We start from the raw sequence: 19873 nt of genomic DNA, 5'->3' as shown, positions 1-19873 counted from the left end.
CGCAGCAACCATAAAAAAAGCCCCGCTGAATGCGGGGCTTTTTAAACTTATCAGAGGCTTTCCAGCTTACCGAGTGCTTTTGCAGTCAGGTAATAGAAGGTCACACGCTGCTTGCTGTGATCACCCTTCATGGTTTCAGCCACACTGGCGATAACCGCATTTGCTTTTTCAGCATCTTCAATACCGAGCTTTTTGCCGATCCAGCTGGTGCGTACACGCGCCAGTTCTTCAGGGTCGGATGCAGCAACCAGCGATGCATCGCGGCTGCGCAGAGCAATGCCAAGATGTTTGACAATTTTAGCAACAACAGCCTCATCGGCAGCAGCATCGTAACGGCGTACGTCGGCTAGATAATCAGTCATGAAACCAGTCTCCTTCAATCTGACCGCTTTTACGGCCGTTAAACCAGAAAAAGTAAATAAGACAATTGCTCAATATCATAGCTGAATCGACATTCAGCCTATTTACCTCTGTATTATGGAAAGATTGACCAGCAGACAAAACCTGTCAATGCCGCAAAACCTCTATTCTTTCAGAAAACACACCAAACTGTTATTTTAGTCTTTTTCAATAAATGATTGCCCGACTTCAATAAATGATTGCCCGACAAAATCGCCGGAGTTTTATATTTTTCACAGCTGAAAACTCAGGAAAGCCCTTTCCCCTCTTTTCAAGCGCACGGAAGCCACCTATATAAACCTTGTCGGCTTGACCGGCTATGGTGATAAATGGACTGCGTAATAAACCTATTGGACCCGGGGGCGGTACCCGGCGCCTCCACCAGAATACAGCTTAAACTGAAACGGCTGTATTGTGGCGGGGGCGAAACAGGATCGACAAGGGCGTAAAGGTTGATCTTTCACTCGGCATTGTACCACCGTTATCGGGCTAATTGAGTAGTTGCAAATGACAACAAAGCTCAGGGTTATGCTCTCGCTGCCTAATGGCGGTGCGGGAAACCCAACCTAAGTCCTTAGGGTTAGCCCCTTAAGGCGGGGTTCGGAGGCACCTGGCAACAGAAGCCTCCACTTCTCCCCTTTACAAGATGGTATGAAAAAGGCACCGGAATTTCCGATGCCCTATTTTAGTCACTCAGTGAATTTCCGTCACATGCGATGACGGTTTTTTTAACCCGTGCCGCATGATGGTCAGATAGGTCAGCACCCAGCCGGAAAAACCGCAAAGTGCAATGGCAATCAGCATCGGCAGAACATTCCCTGTCATAATGAACGAGCTGAGCGCCATAGCAGCCGCTGCGACCAGCAATTGCAATGTACCGAGCAAAGCTGCTGCCGTTCCGGCAATCTCGCCATGATCATCCAGTGCCAGAACACTGGTGCCCGGCAATACCAGCCCGAGAAAACCATTACCGATAAACAGGAAGGTCATAATCATCCACAGGCTCTGTGTGAGGAATATGGCTGCAAGAACCATGATAATCATCGTCACCAGATAGCCGGTTACCGCATAGGAAACGACCTTACCCAGCCCGTAACGGCTCGCCAGCATGCCATTGAGCTGAGACACACCGAAAAACGAGATCGCATTGAGTGAGAACACCAGCGAATATTCACGCGGAGTCAGACCGTATTTCTCAATGAAGATGAAGGATGAATTGGCGATATAGACAAAGAATGCGGCCATACAGAAGCCACCGATACAGGTCAGGCCGATAAATTTGCTATCACGGATCAGAAAAGCATAGCCGCGCAATGCACGCCCTACCCCGCCGGAAATACGTTGCTCAACGGGACGCGTCTCTTCCTGTGCGAAAAAGACCAGCGCAAGACCGAGAATGGCCGCCAGCAGAACAGCCCAGAACACGCCGCGCCAGCCAAAATCTTCAATGATGAAACTACCGGTCAAGGGTGCCAGAATTGGTGAAATCGAAAAAACCAGCATCAGCATCGACATCAGCCGTGCCGCATCCACACCGGTATAGAGATCGCGGACAATCGCGCGCGGCACAACCATACCCGCACTCGCCCCCACACCCTGAATAAAGCGGAAGAAAATCAGCATCTCGATATTGGTCGCCATTGCCGAACCGACACTGCCCGCAGCAAAGAGTGCAAGCCCCAGATAAAGCGGCAGCTTACGACCGTAAATATCCGAAAACGGCCCGCAAAACATCTGCATCAAAGCCGTCGCCAGAAAAAACACCATCAGGCTCATTTGCACGGCGGCATCATTGGCGTGTAAATCTTTGGCAATTGTCGGCAGTGCCGGCAAATACATATCAATAGCGAACGGCCCGATAGCCGAAATAAAACCGAGCACAAGAGCTGTGCGGTACAAACGAGCGGACATGCGTTTAACTTTCAGAAGCGCAATAAAAATGAAGACAGATTATTTCTCCGCCTCTGCGCAGAGATCATTATCCACGAGATAAATCAGCCGCTTGTCATCGCATTCGGATTTGTCACATCATCCGGACTGACGGGAGCGCAAAAATAGAAGTGAAGCGGAAAATGGTCAACCGTCAATTTCAGGCGATTTACCGTGTAACACACGGATCTGAACGGCAATTATTTGAGAAAGTTCTTTCACCTTTCATTACAGCGGTATATTGATAAATGAGACAGGGTTGCAGCATTTTTCTCGCACAAGTGATAAAAGCTGCTGTATCAATCCATCAGATTATATTGTCTCGGCCAGAATGACCGGCGCATTTCATTTCAACGGAAATGCCCTGATCCTTGATTATCAATTGATCATACGGCAATGCTGACTTAGACAACATATATGACAACACTCCTCGAATCCGCAGGATAAGGATTTAATGGTTCAGGATCTTATCCGTTACGATATTCTTGCTCAGGATGCGCTGCGCGGCGTTATCCGCAAAGTGCTCATGGAAGTGAACAAGGCCGGTCTGCCCGGCAATCACCACTTCTTCATCACCTTTCTGACAGAGGCACCGGGCGTTCGCATTTCATCTCGTTTGAAGGAAAAATATCCTGAACAGATGACAATTGTTATGCAGCACCAGTATTGGGATCTGGTGGTTACCGAGCAGTTTTTTGAAGTCGGTCTTTCCTTTGGTGAAATCGCCGAAAAGCTGGTCATTCCGTTCTCCGCAATCCGCGGCTTCTACGATCCGTCAGTGAATTTCGAACTGGAATTTGATGTGTCTGTTGCGCTGCCGACCGGTGACAATGACACGGATGATCTGGAAATCGTATCGGAACTGCGTCTGCAGGATGATGCGGAAGAAGATGAAACAGAAGCACCGGCCAAGCCTGCTAAAAAGCCAGCCAAAAAAGCTGACCGCAGCAAGACAACCGCCAAGGAAGACAGTAGCGAAACTACAGATAAGGAAGAGGCTCCGAAGCCTTCTGCCGATGTTGTATCGCTGGATGCTTTCCGCAAAAAATAAACAGATGCAATATTCCGGCCGGCAGCGGCCGGAATATATTCATGAGAATATCCTATTTTGAGAGGGCATAGTCATGAGTGACATTATCAATCTCAAACAATTCAAAAAACGCAAAGCCCGTGCGACGAAAGAAGTTGAAGCGGATGCCAATCGCATCCTGTTCGGTCGCACCAAAGCGGAAAAATCTTTCGATAAAAATCAGAACGATAAGCAAGTCCGGTTCCTTGACCAGAACAGGCTGGAACCACGCAGCTCCGTCTCATCTGTTGATGAAAAAGAATGAGCGATAAAACCGCCCGTCCGCCATTGAGCACAGCAGCACGCAGCAAAGCACGTCTGCGCAAACATTCGATCACATTGCACGGCCATGCCACCAGCTTTTCGCTGGAAGATGCATTTTATGACATCATCGTACAGATCGCAGCGCAGAACGGCCAGTCGCTGGCTTCACTCATTGCCATGATTGATGATGAACGCGACCGCAACAGCAATCTGTCTTCCAGCCTGCGCCTCTATGCGCTGGATTGGGTGCTAAGCATCAAAGCACCTTAATAGCTGCGACATGCTCTAAAACCCAAAACGGCGGTAATTTTACTGTAACTGCGTTTCGGGCAGAGTTTGCAAAAACTCATCAAGGCTTGGTTTGAAATCAGGCGCGGTATTTGGCTGCTGCGGTGTTTCCTGCGGAAGTGTTGTTCCTGCACCCGCAGCTTCTTCCGCACGTCTGCGCAAAGCTTCTTCAGCTTCAATACGCTCGCGTTTGCGGGCTTCAGCTTTCGCAGTATAATAATCAGCCTCGCGCTTCAGACGCTGCTTTTCAATAATCAAAGCCTGTGCCGCTTCTACCCGCTGTTGCTCCCGTAACAAGCCGCGCTGGGTCAAGAACTGCACCATCGGCTGATAATCGAACTGCAATTGTGGCTGCTGCCATCCACCGGAAACCGTGAACTGCAATTGCGGGGTCACATCATTCCGCTCATGCTGCGGTAACACCAGATCCAGCCGCCCGCTGCCGCCCCAGAGAAAGCGGTTCAGGTCAAACTGCAAATCCGCCTGCACAATGGCTCTTTCATTCTCGGCCTTAACAGACGGCGCACGGATAATCCCTCCGGCAAGCGACAACGGAGCCTGAATCCGGGCAGCGCTTATTTGTCCGTCCTGCGTCAGGCTTTTCGACAATGTGCTGCGCTCGGCCTCGGCCTGTTTCGGCTCAACCTGAGAGAGAGCCGTATCCGACAATTCATCGGAGCGTCGTAACAAATCCGGTAAAGCTGTGAGGTTAAATCCTGCAATAACAGGCTGCTCGACAGTCACCACTCCCTCACCGGCCAGAGAATGCACCAGATCAGCCATCGACTTGCCGCTGCCCGTAAAGCCCAGCTTGATATCGCTAGCACCGCTCACTGGCGGCTGCATATTTTCCGGCTGATAGAGCACCTGCATATCCCCGCCGGAAAGACGCAAATCCCCGTTGGTGAGCAAGGTTCCATTGGCATTATTCAGCTCCAGTTTGCCGGATAGTTTGCCATTGGCCCACTCACCGCCAATATCACTAAGCTGTAATTGCTGGTCGTTTTTGATGATACGCGCAGAAAAATCGCTGAATGTCGTAGCATCAGTCAGTGCGGCCTGTACGGCGCTCACTTTCAGATCCATCCCCAGCGGAAGATTGGTTCTGTTACCAAAGCCGGTTTCAGACCAGCTCCGGCCGTCAGCGCCGGTAATATCTGCAACGGACAAGCCACTCATTGCCGCAAATAATGCAGCCAGATCAAAACGCTCCAGCTTTATCTCGCCGCGCAATTGTGCAACCGACTGATCACTGAGCGATCCGTCCAGTCTGGCGTTTACAGTCTCATTATCCAGCATACCCTGCAAATTCGGCAACCGAACGATATTTTTCCCGAACTGAAAATCGCTGACGATATCCACCGGCAGACCTGAGCCAAAACCACGGCCAAATGGCAGGGCATAACCGGCGGTGGCCAGAAACGGTTCCAGATCATCGCTTTTCAGCACGGCTTTACCGCTGGCCGTCAGCTCATCACCGGTCAGCGTAATCACACCATCAAGACGGGCATTGCCATCATCACCGCTGATTTCAAGCGCGGTTTTCATACCGGCAACCGGCGCACCCTGCGCCTGCAGATTAATCTCCGCCTCTCCCATCAGTCCCAGCGGCACAACAGGCAGACCGAGCAGTGCCAAGGCGGCTTCACCCGAAGCGGCTTTAGCGTTGGCCGTCAGCGATAATTGCATCGGCTCGGAACCGGCCAGTGTCCCCTTTGATGATCCGGCTACAGACAGGATCAGCGTGCCGCTCTGACCATTCAGGCTGAAAGAAAATTCGGCAATATCGGATTTTGCACTATCGGCCGGACTGCTTCCCGCTTTGACACGGCTGCCCCGCGCTTTGGTATCTTTTGCTTCCGTTTTCTCGGTTCCGGCATCGTCAGTTTTCTGCGCATGCGCTCCGTCTCCGAACAGGTTAACCGCATTCACAAGCAGATCGAGCTTGGTGCCGGAGAACAAATCCGGATAGGCATTGGCTCTGGCGGAAAGCGCAGAAATAAGCGGCTCACGCGGGAAAACCGCATCGAGCTGACGCAAGACAGGGCTGAGATCATCAGCCAGAATTGTCGCATCAAGAGACGCATTGACCGAATTATCAAACGGCCGCAATGATCCGGTTGCAGAAACGGTTGCGCCTTCCAGACCGCTGACCAGCAGCCTGTCAAAATCCAGCTTGCCATTGCTCAGACGAAATGCAGTATCCAGCTGCTCCGCTTCCAGCCCTGAAAATTTAACGGGGCCTGCCTTGAGATTAACCGTCAGATTTTCACCGGCAAGTGCCGACAGGTCGCCTTCCCGCAGGAACATCCCGCTCAGCAACTGCATTGTGCCTGCATCCAGAGCCTTGCCCTGAATATTCAGGACCGAAGATGCCGCACGGCTTTCACCGCCACTGCGTTCAAAACTGCCCTGCAGAACGGTTTCGCCCAGCACAATTTCCAGATCATCGACACGCTGGGCATCTTTATTCAGATTAATCTTGCCGGAAAATCCGGCAGCAGGAACCTGCCCCGCCAGCGCTTTGCCGCTATCGCCGGATAACCATGAAGCAAATCCGGCAGGCTGGCGCGAAGCCAGCAGGAAGCTCCCGTCAAAACCGAAATTTGCCCCGAGCTGCAATTTGCCCTTGGCCTCAATCTGGGTACGTCCCGGAAGATCAGCCTGTAACTGACTGATATTCCATGAATCCTTGTCCGGTTCAGCACGGATAATCACAGAGCGAATGGTTGTGCCGCTTGCCACAATAGCTGGCAGTCGCAGATCAATATTGCCCGGAATATCCGGCACCGGAACACGCTCCAGCAATGTCTGCAAGAAATCAATTTTCTGCCGGAAAGACATAACCGGCTGCGTCGGTGCAACAGTCTCATCTTTGAGGCTGACATCCGGCTTCATCCCGTCAAGATAGACCTGCTGGCCATCCGCACTAATCATGAAATGCGGGTTCTCAGCCAGATCAAGCTGTGCCTTACCGTTAATCACATAAGGAGCATCGGCATCGCCCTGCTCCATCCGGAATTCTTCAATATTGAAGCCGCTGTTCTGTGCTTCGAATTTTCCGGTCAGCCGCAACTTATCAAGGGTAACGGCAGAGGTAATACCCTGTTTTTTCCGCTCTTCATCGCTCAAAGTAAGAAAAGAAAACTGACCTTTATAAACAGGCTTGCCGTCAGCAACCGTTACATCACCTTCTGTATCCAGCGTCAGCGGCAGATCAGAAGGACGCAGGCCGATGCGCAAACGCAGCGGATTGTCCGGTTTTTTCTCGGCCGTATTGATATCAACATTGAAAACCTGCCCGTCGGCCTGCAATGTGCCGTTGATACGCCACGGCCCCATCAAACTGTCCGCAGACAGGGTGGCATTGATGGATTGTAATTCCTGACGACGCCCGCGCACTTCATCCTGCAGCGTTATTTGCCCGTCGCGTAAAGTCAGCTTTTCCAGCTTTATTCTGGAGCCGGCCAGATCACTGTTCTCCGGTAAGACCCAGTTGAGATGTCCCTGCTTGTCCAGCCCTGCAAAAAGATGCGGTTTTTCCATCCGCATATCAAAAATCAGAATTTCACCGCGTAAGAAGGGCATTAATTCCGCATCCATGGAAAACTGATCCATGGTCAGAGCACTCTGACCGTTTTTCCCTTCAACGCGCACATCGGAAAAAGTAACGGACGGAAACGGAAAAAGCCGTGCTTTTGCTGTCCCGTTCACATGCACCGGCCTGCCTAAAATCCGGCTGGCCTCCAGTTCAAAACGGTCGCGATAGCCTGTCCAGTCGATAAAAGGCGGTACGACCAGCGCCAAAGTCAGCACCAGTACCAGCAAACCACCGATAGCAACGAACAAACGCCCCAAAGTCTCACTCCGGCTGAGTACAGCCATCTGCTAACAAAACTGCTTTGCAGTCATTGTCATTTATGAATCACATTTCAGCGCGCACCATAGCGGCTCGCAGCCTGCGACAACAAGGTAATTTCACCATGACAAAGGCTGTATGCACCTGAATAGAGCCGTAAACTCGTGCCCAAAGATAAGGACACGGCTTGATCCTCTGGTATCTAACCGCTACAGCTGTCACATGACAGCCAATATCATTTTGTTTTCATATCTTCGGCCGCTTACGCTTCACACCCGAATTGACTTTATATCTGTGACATTATCATGAATTATTCAACATCCGAGACCAATTCCCAACTTATGGAAACCATTCCTGATTTCTATGAGACAGCCGTTTTCAAGCGGGATATTTTCTCGGAAACCCGTGCAGGCTATTTTGTCGGCGAGCCGGAAACCCGTATCATCCGCCGCGTTGTCAGCGCAGCCCCGTGGTGGTCCAGCCCGCTGGCATGGTGGCTGGCGCGCCGTGAAATCCGTGGCCTCAAAAAAGTACGCGGCATCAAAGGCACACCTCAGCTTCTGGCAACAGACAAACACGGCTTGTTCCGCACATGGACAGACGGCACACCGCTGCATCTGGCACGCCCGTCCCATCGTGAATGGTATTTGTCTGCCCATCGTATTCTGCGCGATATGCGCCGCATGGGCGTTACCCATAATGATCTGCAAAAGCCGCAAAACTGGCTGATGACACCGGAAGGCGAAGCCGCTGTGATCGACTTCCAGCTGGCTTCCGTGCATCGTCGCCGTGGCGCCTATTACCGATTGATGGCCTATGAGGATTTCCGCCACCTCATCAAACAGAAGCGCAATTTTGCACCTGATCTGATGACACCAACGGAAAAGCGCATTCTGGCACGCCGGTCGCTACCGTCGCGTATCTGGCTGGCAACAGGCAAAAAAGTCTATAATTTTGTTACGCGCGGCATTTTCAACTGGTCTGACGGTGAAGGTACGGGTGACCGTATTGATAATGAAGGGCCGGCAATTATTGCGGCGCTGAAATCCGACCCACGCGTGAAAGATGTATCTCTGAGCCTCTATTCCCTACCTGCAAAAGGTGTGGGGATTTATGCTTTTGTTGAAACACTGAATGCGGACGAAAAGTCACTGCGTGCACGCCTTAAAGGTTATAAAGTCGAGCTGATCCAGCCGGTTGCCCATTTGCCGCGCCGTGAGGACGGCACTGTGCGCGAAGATATTCTGCGCCTTGTTGCTATGAACCAGATGACAGAACTGGACGATCTTCTGCTGCGCGAGCCGGATATGCGCCCGCTGGTGGAAGCGCTCGCCGCGCATCGTCTTAACTTCACGGATCGCCGTATCACGCAGATGGAATAGGATTTTCCAGCCTGTAAAACTTTAAAAACGCAACGAATGAAGTGCCTGTAAGCTCTGCAGGTACTTTATTTGTTCTGGTCTATGGCGTTTCGCTTAAGAATCATTACATTCGGAACTATGTCAGACTTTCCAGACGATATTCCCTTCTTCGGGGAGCCGGATGTACCGGCTACACCTAAACCGCAATCTGGTCCAAAAGCCGGGATTGCTGCGCGGGCTATGCAGGCGCGCAACCAGCAGCGCGGTGAACCAGATTATCTGCAAGGGCTAAACCCTGAGCAGCGGCAGGCGGTCGAAACGACTGAAGGGCCGGTTCTGGTTCTGGCCGGTGCGGGCACCGGCAAAACCCGTGTTCTGACCACGCGTATTGCGCATATTATTCAGCAGAGTCTGGCATTCCCAAGCCAGATCCTTGCAGTGACTTTTACCAATAAAGCCGCACGCGAGATGAAAGAGCGTATCGGCCATCTTCTTGGCGGTGCGGTTGAAGGTATGCCATGGCTCGGTACTTTCCACTCTATCGGGGTGAAGATGTTGCGCCGTCACGCGGAACTGGCCGGACTGCGCTCTGACTTTACCATTCTTGATACGGACGATGTGATCCGCCTGCTCAAGCAGCTTATTCAGGCTGAAGGGCTGGATGACAAACGCTGGACGCCGCGTTCTTTCTCGATGATGATCGATGGCTGGAAGAATAAAGGCTATGGCCCGTCTGAAATTTCGGAGGGTGATGCCCGTGCTTTTGCCAATGGCAAAGGACGTGAACTTTATTATGCCTATCAGGAACGGCTGAAAACGCTGAATGCCTGTGATTTCGGTGATCTTCTGCTGCATCCGATCCGGATTTTCCGCAAGCATCCGGACATTCTGCGCGAATATCATGCACGTTTCCGCTATATTCTGGTGGATGAGTATCAGGATACCAACACCGCACAATATATGTGGCTGAGACTGCTGGCGCAAAGGCCTAGCTCTAACACAAACACCCAATCAGCATCAACACAACCACATAGCACTCCCAACGCGACCGACTGGTCGTCGGCTGACTTTTCAGCCGCCCCTGCGGAGCGCAGCCGCGCTAGCGGCGACAGCGTGAGCACAAATAAAACAACACAACAGATTAACATCTGTTGTGTTGGCGATGACGATCAGTCGATCTATGGCTGGCGCGGAGCTGAGGTCGATAATATTCTGCGCTTTGACAAGGATTTTCCGGGCGCAACGATTATCCGTCTTGAGCGCAATTACCGCTCCACGCCGCATATTCTGGGCGCGGCTTCCTATCTGATCGCCCATAATGAAGGGCGCTTTGGCAAAACACTGCTGCCGCAGGCTGCGAGTGAAGATGATCAAAAAGTGCATGTGCATGCGGCTTGGGACTCAGAGGAAGAAGCCCGTGCGGTCGGTGAAGAGATAGAACAGGCGCAGCGTCGCGGTCATCTGCTTAATGATATGGCTATTCTGGTGCGTGCCTCGTTCCAGATGCGTGAGTTTGAAGACCGTTTCGTAACTCTCGGCCTGAATTACCGCGTTATCGGCGGCCCGCGCTTCTATGAGCGTCAGGAAATCCGTGATGCAATGGCCTATTTCCGCGTTGTTGCCCAGCCTGCCGATGATCTGGCCTTTGAGCGTATCGTCAACACGCCGAAACGCGGTCTTGGTGAAGCCAGCCTGCGCTTGGTGCATGATTATGCACGCGCAAAAAATATGCCGATGCTGCAGGCGGCGGAAGATCTGATTGCCACGGAAGAACTGAAACCAAAAGCCCGCTCGGCACTGCGTGAAGTGGTCGAGAACTTCCGTCGCTGGCAGGGATTGCTGGATAACAAGTCTCATACAGAACTGGCAGAGATCATTCTCGATGAATCCGGCTATACGGCGATGTGGCAGAATGACCGTTCTGCCGAAGCACCGGGACGTCTGGAAAACCTCAAAGAACTCATCCGCTCCATGGAAGAATATGAAAGCCTGCGCGGCTTTCTCGAACATGTGGCGCTGGTGATGGATACGGAACAGAATGAAGGCATGGATGCTGTCAGCATCATGACCCTTCATTCGGCCAAAGGTCTGGAATTTAAAACTGTGTTCTTACCGGGCTGGGAAGAAGGTCTGTTCCCGCATCAGCGTGCGCTGGATGAAGGCGGTCGCTCAGGTTTGGAAGAAGAGCGCCGCCTCGCCTATGTCGGCCTGACCCGCGCCAAGAAAAATCTGCATATCTGGTTTGTGTCCAACCGCCGTATTCACGGCATGTGGCAGACCACGATCCCGTCCCGTTTTCTTGAAGAATTGCCGGAAGAGCATGTGGATATTGCGGAATCCGACAGTTCCTATGGCGGCGGTTATGGCCAGTCACGCTTTGATGCCGTGGGACGCGGTGATCCGTTTGCCAATTCTTATTCCACACCGGGCTGGCAGCGGGCGCAGCAAAACCGCTCCGATGCGACGCGCAACAATTGGGGCTCCCGCTCCGGTTCCAATGTCGAGCGCATCGGCTATGGCGAAACGGATTCCGGCTTCGGTGCCGGTCGCGGTTCAGTCAAAGGCAAAGTGATTGACGGCGAGTTGGTGGCAAAATCCGTTTCCTCAACGCCGTCAGACTTTAAGGTCGGCGACCGTGTTTTCCATATGAAATTCGGCAACGGCAATGTCGCCTCAATTGACGGCAACAAGCTGACCATCGACTTTGACCATGCCGGACAAAAACGCGTCATCGACAGTTTTGTGAAACGGGTATAAAAATCTGCTGACGCTTAAGTTTAGAAATAATATTCTAACATTGATATGTATGAGAGTATAACTTCATCAAGGCACTACGCAACGCAGCATAACATTGCTTAACCGAGCCATGAATCTCCGTTAAATTTCGAACCAACGAGCGAAGGAGCAAATTTGCCCCTTCGCTTCACTTGTTTTGAAAGAAAAATTCATGTCCGTCGCTCATGTGAAAAAATCTTCTGCGCAGGCCAAGCCACTCTATCTGAATTTCGGTTTTCAGGTATTGACGGCGATGGTTATCGGCCTGCTGCTCGGTCTCGTTGCCCGTAATATGGGGCCTGATATCAACGGCAATGCCAACTGGCTGTCTGTCACCCTGCAGACAATCGGCTCGATCTTTGTGCAGATGCTGCGTGCGCTTGTGCCGCCACTGGTTTTCACCGCGATTGTGGCCTCTATCGCCAATCTGGCTGCGCTTAACAATGCCGCCAAACTGGTCTGGCAGACCCTGCTGTGGTTCGCCATCACATCCTTTATCGCCGTGCTGATCGGTATTGCGCTGGGTCTGATTATTCAGCCGGGTATCGGCTCCGGTGTTGCCGCAGAAGCTGCCAAAGCGCCTGCCTCTTCCGGCTCATGGCTCGACTTCCTTAAAGGTCTGGTGCCTGCCAATATGCTCGGCCTTGAAGCCAGCACCAAACTTGGCAAAGATGCTGCCACCACTTCGCTGAACTTCAACGTGCTGCAGATCCTTGTTATCGCCATTACTTTCGGCGTTGCGGCGCTGAAAGCCGGTGATGCTGCCAAGCCTTTCCTCGCCTTCAACCAGTCTTTGCTCGTTGTGGTGCGCAAAATCCTGTGGTGGGTTATCCGCCTCACCCCGCTCGGCACTATCGGTCTGCTTGGCCGCGCTGTTGCCCAATATGGCTGGGAAACACTGGTTCAGCTCAGCTGGTATGCCGCAGCCGTCTATATTGGTCTGGCAATCGTGCTGTTCGTGGTCTATCCGGCAATCCTGATCTTCCATGGCCTGAAACCATCCCGTTTCTTTGCCGGTGCATGGCCTGCAATCCAGCTGGCTTTCGTATCCCGTTCTTCCGTTGGCACATTGCCGGTAACTGAAGCCGTGACCGAGCGTAATCTGGGTGTGCCGCGTGAATATGCAGCTTTTGCTGTGCCTCTTGGCGCCACCACTAAAATGGATGGCTGTGCTGCAATCTATCCGGCGATCTCGGCGATCTTTATTGCGCAATATTTCGGCCTGCCGCTCGGCCTTCAGGAATATGTGCTGATCGCATTTGTCTCGGTACTGGGTTCGGCTGCAACTGCCGGTCTCACCGGTGCGGTAGTGATGCTCACCCTCACACTCTCCACCCTCGGCCTGCCGCTGGAAGGTGTCGGCCTGTTGCTGGCGATTGACCCTATCCTCGATATGGGACGTACCGCTGTTAACGTTGCCGGTCAGGCACTGGTACCGGCCGTTGTTGCCAAGCGCGAAGGTATTCTTGATGAAGCTGTCTATAACAGCGAAAAGAACATCGACGATATCGATCCGTCACATCTGACAGCGCAAGGCGTTGCTGCTTAAAACAAAAAAGCCGGAGGAAACTCCGGCTTTTTTATTATCCGCCGGTCACCACATCATAGATTAGTTTCAGGTTCAACACGATCACGATCAGCGCCACAATCCATGCCGCCCCTGTCAGCCATAAAGGCGCGCGCAGAGCACCCATCTTTTGGCGGTCTGATGTAAACAAGATCAGCGGTACAATGGCGAATGGCAGCTGCAAACTCAGCACCACCTGACTGAGGATCAGCAGATTGGCAGTACCTTTATTGCCATAGAGCATCGTCACAATAATCGCCGGTATAATAGCAATACCACGCGTAATCAGCCGTCGCAGCCACGGCCGGATACGGAAATTGATAAAACCTTCCATCACGATCTGCCCCGCCAGCGTCGCCGTTACTGTCGAGTTCAATCCCGCACAGAGCAGCGCGACACCAAACAGGATTGGTGCCAGCGTGCTGCCGAGCAGAGGCGCGATCAGGGCTTCCGCCTGTTCAATCTCCACCACATCAGTACGTCCAACCTTGTGAAAAGTTGCTGCGGCCAGAATAAGAATAGACGCATTGACGGCCAGAGCCAGCATCAGCGCAATGGTGGAATCCCATGTGGAATAGGTAATAGCTTCGCGTCTTTCCTCTAAGTTACCGCCATATTTACGCGTTTGCACAATGCCTGAATGCAAATAGAGATTATGCGGCATCACCGTTGCCCCGATAATCCCGAGCGACAGATACAGCATTTCCGGATTGGTCACGATCTCGGTTGTCGGTGCAAAGCCACGGATTACAGCGCCCCAATCGGGATCAGCCAGTGCAATCTGCACCAGAAAACACAAAGCAATAATGCAAAGCAAAACCAGCACATAGGCTTCAATCCAGCGGAACCCCTTGCTCTGCATATATAGCACGACAAAAACATCAAGCGCGGTCAGCAACACACCGAGTTCCAGCGGCATACCAAACAACAGATTAAGCGCAATCGCCGTGCCGATCACTTCGGCAAGGTCGGTGGCACAAATAGCAATCTCCGCGCCGATCCATAAGAACCATGCCATCGCCGGAGAATAAGCATCGCGGCAGGCCTGCGCCAGATCGCGCCCCGTTGCCACAGCCAGACGCGTGCAAAGCGATTGCAGCAGAATAGCCATGATGTTGGAAACCAGAGCCACAACCAGCAGCGTATAGCCAAAGCGCGAACCGCCGGCGATAGACGTCGCCCAATTACCTGGGTCCATATAGCCGACTGCCACCAGATAGCCCGGCCCTGCAAAGGCGGCAAATTTTCTCCACCGCGTGCCATGACGCGGAATTGCAATGGAACCATTGACCTCAGCCAGCGATTTCGCTGCCGGTTCCTGACGCCATGTGCCGGAATTGTCAGCACTTTCTGCCAGTGGAAATTCATTTTTCTTCATGAAAAATCTTCGTGCACAAATGATAATGAAACTCATTTGCAACTAGGCGCTCAATTTTAATATCCGTCAAGAGAAAATACTGACGTATAAAAGCAGGCATAAAAAATGCCGGTTAAAACCGGCATTTAAAAAGCGCTTATTGCGGCTTGCCTTTTTCCCACATCACATCACCGCGATAGAGCGGCACGGTTGAGAGCGATGTTTTGGCAGAACCATCTTGCACCTGTGAAGCATGTGCCAGATAAATCAGCGTATTATTGGTCTGATCGTAAATACGGGTAATGACCAGCTTCTTCCAGATCAGGCTGGTGCGCTCGGAAAATACCCGCTCACCGCCTTTGCCCAGCTTGATATCTCCGATGGTAATCGGCCCTGTCTGCTCACAGGAGATCGACGCATTGGACGGGTCTTCAAACCAATTCCCTTTCTGCAGCCGGTCGATCATACCACGCGAAAAGGATGCCAGATGGCAGGTCACACCCTGCACTTTCGGATCGCTGACCGCATCAATCACAATATCATTGCCGAGCCAGTCCACACCAACTTTGCCGATTTCCTCCGCCTGCACCACGCTTATGCTTGTCAAAGGAGACAAGGCCAGCATTGCACCCAGAGCTGTAACGGTCAGAAATTGCTTCATAAACATCTCCTGCATTCAGATTTGAATCAAATATGGAATGGCTTACGCATCCTCTGCCAAAGGCAGCCATTTATCGAGAAAAGCATTAATCTCCATGGTCTGAATATCCGGCAGCGCTTTATAAATCAGCTCCACCGGCCAATCCCACCATGCACTCTGCAACAGGCGCTCAACCGTCTTTTCATCAAAACGCTGTCGCAGAATTTTTGCAGGCACACCGGCAACAATCATATAGGGTGGCACATCTTTAGAAACCACTGCATTTGCGCCGATTACGGCACCGGTGCCGATGCTCACACCTGGCAAAATCACCGCACCATGACCAATCCAGACATCATTACCGATCGTCACCCGTCTTGAGGAACGGTGCGCACGGTAATCCAGATCCACGCCGATATTGCGGAAATATTCATTCGGCCGGTAGGTCATTTTATGCATAGTCAGGCGTTGCATCGGATGTTCCAGCGCATTGATCCGCACATTGGAAGCAATGGAGCAGAAATGTCCGATCTCGGCATAAATCCCCTCGCCGTTGCGCTCCAGATAGGTGAAATTACCGATCTGCACATCACGCAGGATCACCCGCTCAGCGATTTCGGTATATTGTCCGAGTTTAACGGATTTCAGCTGCGCGCTCGGATGAATTTTCGGCTGCACATCACGCGAAAACTGCAAAACATCCTCACTCATCACGTTTTATTCCTGCATAAGTTCAATTTCAAAAATTTCTGAAATTTCATAAAAGATGGGAAAATCACACAGACAGCCTTTGCCAAACTGCCACAAGCCAGCTATAACATTATTATGACGACAGCTGATAGACAGTCCAACGGACACGAGAGCAGAAAATTGCTTTGGATTAGCGGCGTGGTATTAATCACCGCTCTGGCCGCTGGTGCTTTGTTTGCAGGCTGGATGAATTACAGCGACACCATATTCATGACCATGCTCATGGATGGTATTTCATGGTGCTTCTGAGGATCTGATTTATGCGTAAATATCTTCCCGTTCTGGTGCTGTTTGTTGCTGCTTTCACAATCGGCATTGTCGGCTTTCAGGCCTATCGCGACAAACAAATGGCCTCCGGCGAAGAGAGCCCCTATGGCGGCGCATTCAAGCTTGTCTCTATGAATGGCAGTGAAATCACTGATCAGTCTCTGCGCGGCAATCCTTCAGTCGTGTTTTTCGGCTATACCCATTGTCCGGTTGTTTGCCCGACCACCCTCTTCGATCTCGACAGCTGGCTGAAAGAGCTCGGCCCTGAAGGCGCGGCTATTCGCGGCTATATGGTCACTGTTGATCCTGAGCGTGACACACCGGAATATATTCAGAAATACATTACCAATGTCTCCGACCGTATCACCGGCATTACCGGCGACCCGAAGGACATTGCTGCAATGCTGAAGTCCTACAATATCTATGCCAAGAAAGTTGATGAAGACGGCGAGAATTACACGATGGATCACACTGCATCTATCCTGCTTCTCGACAAGAACGGCCGTCTGCGCTCAACCATCGCCTATGGCGAACCGTCAGAAACAGCAATTTCCAAGCTGAAACGTCTGGCAGCAGGCTGATTAAAGTTACTAAGCACTCCCAATCAAACCCGCTTCATGGTAAGCGGGTTTTTTTATAACTCCAATTCAGAGACCCCACATGGCACAGTACCGCTTATATCTCACACGGGACAAAGATCAGGCTGAGCAGATTTTCGATCTGCTGGAACCGGTATTTGAAGAAGACGGTCTGCCGCTGGCCAATACTGAAATTGATGAAGACAAGCAGATTTATGAAATCTCGCTTTATACGGAAGATAAAGCCGGTGCCGATGAAGCCCTGCCGCGCATGGCCGCTTGTCTGGGTCTGAAGCCGGAAGAAATCGGTGTGGAAGAACTGCCGGATATTGACTGGGTTCTGCATTCTCTCGAAGGTCTGAAGCCTGTTCGCGCCGGTCGCTTCTTTGTTCACGGCTCCCATGACCGTGACAAGCTGCAGGACGACGATATCGGCATTGAAATCGATGCTGGTCTTGCTTTTGGTACCGGTCATCACGGCACTACCGCCAGCTGCCTTGAAATGATTGAAGAAATTGTTGCGCTTGAAGAGCCGAAAAATGTGCTGGATCTCGGCACCGGCAGTGCGGTTCTGGCCATTGCCGTTGCCAAACTGCGCGATATTCCGGTTCTGGCTACCGACATTGATCCTGTTGCGGTCGATGTGGCGCAGGAAAATGTGGAGAAGAACGGCGCGGATAAATGGGTTTCCACCCTCACCGCCACCGGTTTTGACAATCCGGAAATGCAGGCACGTGCGCCATTTGATCTGATCGTCGCCAATATTCTTGCCAATCCGCTGATTGAACTGGCAAGCGAGATGCGCGCCCATGTGAAAGATAATGGCTCGCTGATCCTCTCCGGCATTCTGGAAACCCAGCGCGACAGTGTGATTGCAGCTTATGAAGCGGCAGGCATTGCGCATCACAAAACTATTTACAAAGAAAGCTGGGTTGCTCTTCACCTCAAGCCAAAGCTCTGATTATAATGAGGGTCTAACCTTTTTCAGGATCAGAATCTCATGTTTCAGAACTTTGAAGTCAGCAGCAATCCGGCAACCGGTGCGCCGCGTGTAGCCAAATTGCGCGAGGAACTGAACCGTCTTCAGTTGGACGGTTTTCTTGTGCCACGCGCCGATGAGCATCAGGGCGAATATGTACCGCTGCGTGCTCAGCGCCTTGGCTGGCTGACAGGCTTCACCGGTTCTGCCGGTGCGGCGCTGATCCTGAAGAATAAAGCCTATGTCTTTGTTGACGGGCGCTACACATTGCAGGTGCGCACCCAAACCGATCCGGCCGTGTTTGACATTGAAAGTCTGGTCGACAATCCGCCTGCCACATGGCTGGAGAAAAACGGCAAAGGTCTGGTCATCGGTTTTGATCCTTGGCTACACACAATTGCAGAAACCCGCGCACTGAAAGCAGCACTCGAGGCACAGGGCGGCCAGCTCGTACCGGTGCAGGACAATCTGGTTGATCTGGTCTGGACTGACCAGCCTGCCGCCCCGCTTGAACCCGTGACTATTCAGCCGCTGCAATATGCCGGTCAGGAGCCACGTGCCAAACTGAATAGTTTGAGTGAAGCAGTTGAGAAAAGCGGTGCCTCAGCCACTATTCTGACAGACCCCGCCTCCATCGCATGGGCGTTTAATATTCGCGGCCGCGATGTCAGCAATACACCGCTGCCTTTGAGCTTTGCACTGATTGCGGCTGACGGCCAGCACATTCTGTTTATCGATAAGCGTAAGCTGCCGATTGAAACCGAAGCCTATCTGACGCAGCTGACCAAAATCACTGCGCCAAACCTGATGGAAAACACGCTGGCTCAGCTGGCAGGTGAAGGTGCAAGCTTCATGCTTGATCCTGCACTGGCCGCGGAAAAGCTGCGCATGATTATCACGCAGGCCAATGGCACTGTGATTGAAGGCACCGACCCTGCCCGTCTACCGCGCGCGATGAAAAACAAAGCCGAACTGGACGGCTCCCGTGCCGCCCATGAGCGTGACGGCGTGGCCATGGTCAAATTCTTCTCATGGCTCGACAGCCAGCCTGCCGGCAGCGTGGACGAAATCAGCGCCGCTCAGCAGCTGGAAGAAAGCCGTCGCACAGTCGGCGAAATGTTCCAGAAGCCTTTGGAAGATCTGTCTTTTGACAGTATTTCCGGTGCAGGGTCTGATGGCGCAATCATCCATTACCGCGTCAATACCGATACCAATCGCAAGCTCAAAGATGGCGAGCTTTATCTGATTGATTCCGGTGCGCAATATCGTGACGGCACCACGGATATCACCCGTACCGTAGCGATTGGTGAAGTCTCTGCTTTTGAAAAGAAGACTTTCACACTGGTGCTGAAAGGCGTTATCGCACTGTCCCGCCTGCGTTTTCCTGTCGGCACACGCGGTCAGGATATTGATGCCTTTGCCCGTGCCGCTCTCTGGCAGCATGGCTATGACTATGCACATGGCACCGGCCACGGCGTTGGCTCCTATCTCGCTGTGCATGAAGGCCCTCAGAGCATTTCCAAGCGCGGTGCGCAGGAACTCAAAACCGGCATGATCCTCTCCAATGAGCCGGGTTATTACCGCCCGGGCGAGTTCGGTATCCGTATTGAAAATCTGATTATCGTCAAAGAGCCGCAAGCAATTGATGGCGGCGATATCGCTATGCATAGCTTTGAGACGCTGACCTTCTGCCCGATTGATCGTCGCCTCATTGATGTTTCATTGCTCAATGCGGATGAACTGATATGGCTCAACGACTATCATGCACAGACACGCGACAAGCTGCTGCCG

At 52.1% G+C, this 19873-nt stretch carries 15 protein-coding genes, 1 other RNA gene and 1 pseudogene; 11 read left to right on the top strand and 6 right to left on the bottom strand.

Translation table 11 applies throughout. The features are described 5' to 3' along the window. Nucleotides 1-50: 50 nt before the first annotated feature. Nucleotides 51-362, bottom strand: coding sequence for a DUF2853 family protein (locus tag A918_RS0112490; protein WP_022711394.1), 312 nt, complete (start codon nucleotides 360-362; stop codon nucleotides 51-53). A gap of 301 nt (nucleotides 363-663) precedes the next feature. On the opposite strand from A918_RS0112490, the gene ssrA reads away from it, so the two are divergent. After that, nucleotides 664-1030, top strand: a transfer-messenger RNA (tmRNA) gene (gene ssrA, locus A918_RS21540). A 62-nt stretch (nucleotides 1031-1092) separates the two neighbouring features. On the opposite strand, the gene A918_RS0112485 is transcribed toward ssrA, so the two are convergent. Next, entirely contained in the window at nucleotides 1093-2310 is a 1218-nt protein-coding gene (locus A918_RS0112485; RefSeq protein WP_022711393.1) for a multidrug effflux MFS transporter, read from the bottom strand. Between the two features lie 472 nt (nucleotides 2311-2782). Between A918_RS0112485 and A918_RS0112480 the strand changes: the two genes are divergently transcribed. The 3 genes from A918_RS0112480 to A918_RS0112470 all read left to right on the top strand — a co-directional run bounded on the left by A918_RS0112480 (nucleotide 2783) and on the right by A918_RS0112470 (nucleotide 3931). Beyond that, nucleotides 2783-3379: an SspB family protein gene (locus A918_RS0112480; RefSeq protein WP_022711392.1), complete on the top strand. Its 597-nt coding sequence runs from the start codon at nucleotides 2783-2785 to the stop codon at nucleotides 3377-3379. A gap of 73 nt (nucleotides 3380-3452) precedes the next feature. Continuing rightward, nucleotides 3453-3662 (top strand): DUF4169 family protein, encoded by a 210-nt coding sequence (locus A918_RS0112475; RefSeq protein WP_022711391.1) that lies wholly within the window; start codon nucleotides 3453-3455, stop codon nucleotides 3660-3662. After that, nucleotides 3659-3931, top strand: a complete 273-nt coding sequence (locus tag A918_RS0112470) for a ribbon-helix-helix domain-containing protein (protein WP_022711390.1) — start codon at nucleotides 3659-3661, stop codon at nucleotides 3929-3931. Before A918_RS0112475 ends, A918_RS0112470 begins: the two co-directional genes overlap by 4 nt. Before the next feature lie 39 nt (nucleotides 3932-3970). Here A918_RS0112470 and A918_RS0112465 read toward each other — a convergent pair whose 3' ends face one another. After that, on the bottom strand, nucleotides 3971-7834 hold the full coding sequence (locus A918_RS0112465; RefSeq protein ID WP_084664805.1) for an AsmA family protein: 3864 nt from the start codon (nucleotides 7832-7834) through the stop codon (nucleotides 3971-3973). 279 nt (nucleotides 7835-8113) lie between these two features. Between A918_RS0112465 and A918_RS0112460 the strand changes: the two genes are divergently transcribed. The 3 genes from A918_RS0112460 (at nucleotide 8114) to A918_RS0112450 (ending at nucleotide 13493) form a co-directional block, all read left to right on the top strand. Further along, entirely contained in the window at nucleotides 8114-9190 is a 1077-nt protein-coding gene (locus A918_RS0112460) for a serine/threonine protein kinase (RefSeq protein WP_028233748.1), read from the top strand. A 117-nt stretch (nucleotides 9191-9307) separates the two neighbouring features. Then, nucleotides 9308-11926, top strand: coding sequence for a UvrD-helicase domain-containing protein (locus tag A918_RS0112455; RefSeq protein ID WP_028233747.1), 2619 nt, complete (start codon nucleotides 9308-9310; stop codon nucleotides 11924-11926). A gap of 190 nt (nucleotides 11927-12116) precedes the next feature. Beyond that, nucleotides 12117-13493, top strand: a complete 1377-nt coding sequence (locus tag A918_RS0112450; RefSeq protein WP_028233746.1) for a dicarboxylate/amino acid:cation symporter — start codon at nucleotides 12117-12119, stop codon at nucleotides 13491-13493. A 34-nt stretch (nucleotides 13494-13527) separates the two neighbouring features. Here the strand turns inward: A918_RS0112450 and A918_RS0112445 are convergent, their stop codons facing one another. From A918_RS0112445 to A918_RS0112435, 3 genes and pseudogenes are all read right to left on the bottom strand, one after another. Beyond that, entirely contained in the window at nucleotides 13528-14889 is a 1362-nt protein-coding gene (locus tag A918_RS0112445; RefSeq protein WP_022711385.1) for an Nramp family divalent metal transporter, read from the bottom strand. Between the two features lie 136 nt (nucleotides 14890-15025). Next, a pseudogene (locus A918_RS0112440) lies at nucleotides 15026-15457 on the bottom strand (CreA family protein); the annotation flags it as partial. Nucleotides 15458-15571: 114 nt separating this feature from the next. Beyond that, nucleotides 15572-16219, bottom strand: a complete 648-nt coding sequence (locus A918_RS0112435) for a DapH/DapD/GlmU-related protein (protein ID WP_022711383.1) — start codon at nucleotides 16217-16219, stop codon at nucleotides 15572-15574. Between the two features lie 159 nt (nucleotides 16220-16378). Between A918_RS0112435 and A918_RS22395 the strand changes: the two genes are divergently transcribed. The 4 genes from A918_RS22395 to A918_RS0112415 all read left to right on the top strand — a co-directional run. Beyond that, nucleotides 16379-16507, top strand: coding sequence for a hypothetical protein (locus tag A918_RS22395; protein ID WP_255560626.1), 129 nt, complete (start codon nucleotides 16379-16381; stop codon nucleotides 16505-16507). An 11-nt stretch (nucleotides 16508-16518) separates the two neighbouring features. Beyond that, complete coding sequence (locus A918_RS0112425) at nucleotides 16519-17106, top strand: SCO family protein (RefSeq protein WP_022711382.1); 588 nt, start codon at nucleotides 16519-16521, stop codon at nucleotides 17104-17106. 79 nt (nucleotides 17107-17185) lie between these two features. Next, on the top strand, nucleotides 17186-18064 hold the full coding sequence (locus A918_RS0112420) for a 50S ribosomal protein L11 methyltransferase (protein ID WP_022711381.1): 879 nt from the start codon (nucleotides 17186-17188) through the stop codon (nucleotides 18062-18064). A gap of 39 nt (nucleotides 18065-18103) precedes the next feature. Next, the coding region (locus tag A918_RS0112415) for an aminopeptidase P family protein (RefSeq protein WP_022711380.1) at nucleotides 18104-19873 on the top strand (1770 nt) is incomplete at its 3' end.

The sequence above is a fragment of the Pseudochrobactrum sp. AO18b genome, from assembly GCF_000409565.1.
Taxonomy (GTDB): Bacteria; Pseudomonadota; Alphaproteobacteria; order Rhizobiales; family Rhizobiaceae; genus Pseudochrobactrum; species Pseudochrobactrum saccharolyticum.
This window is presented reverse-complemented; position numbering and strand designations above follow the sequence as displayed.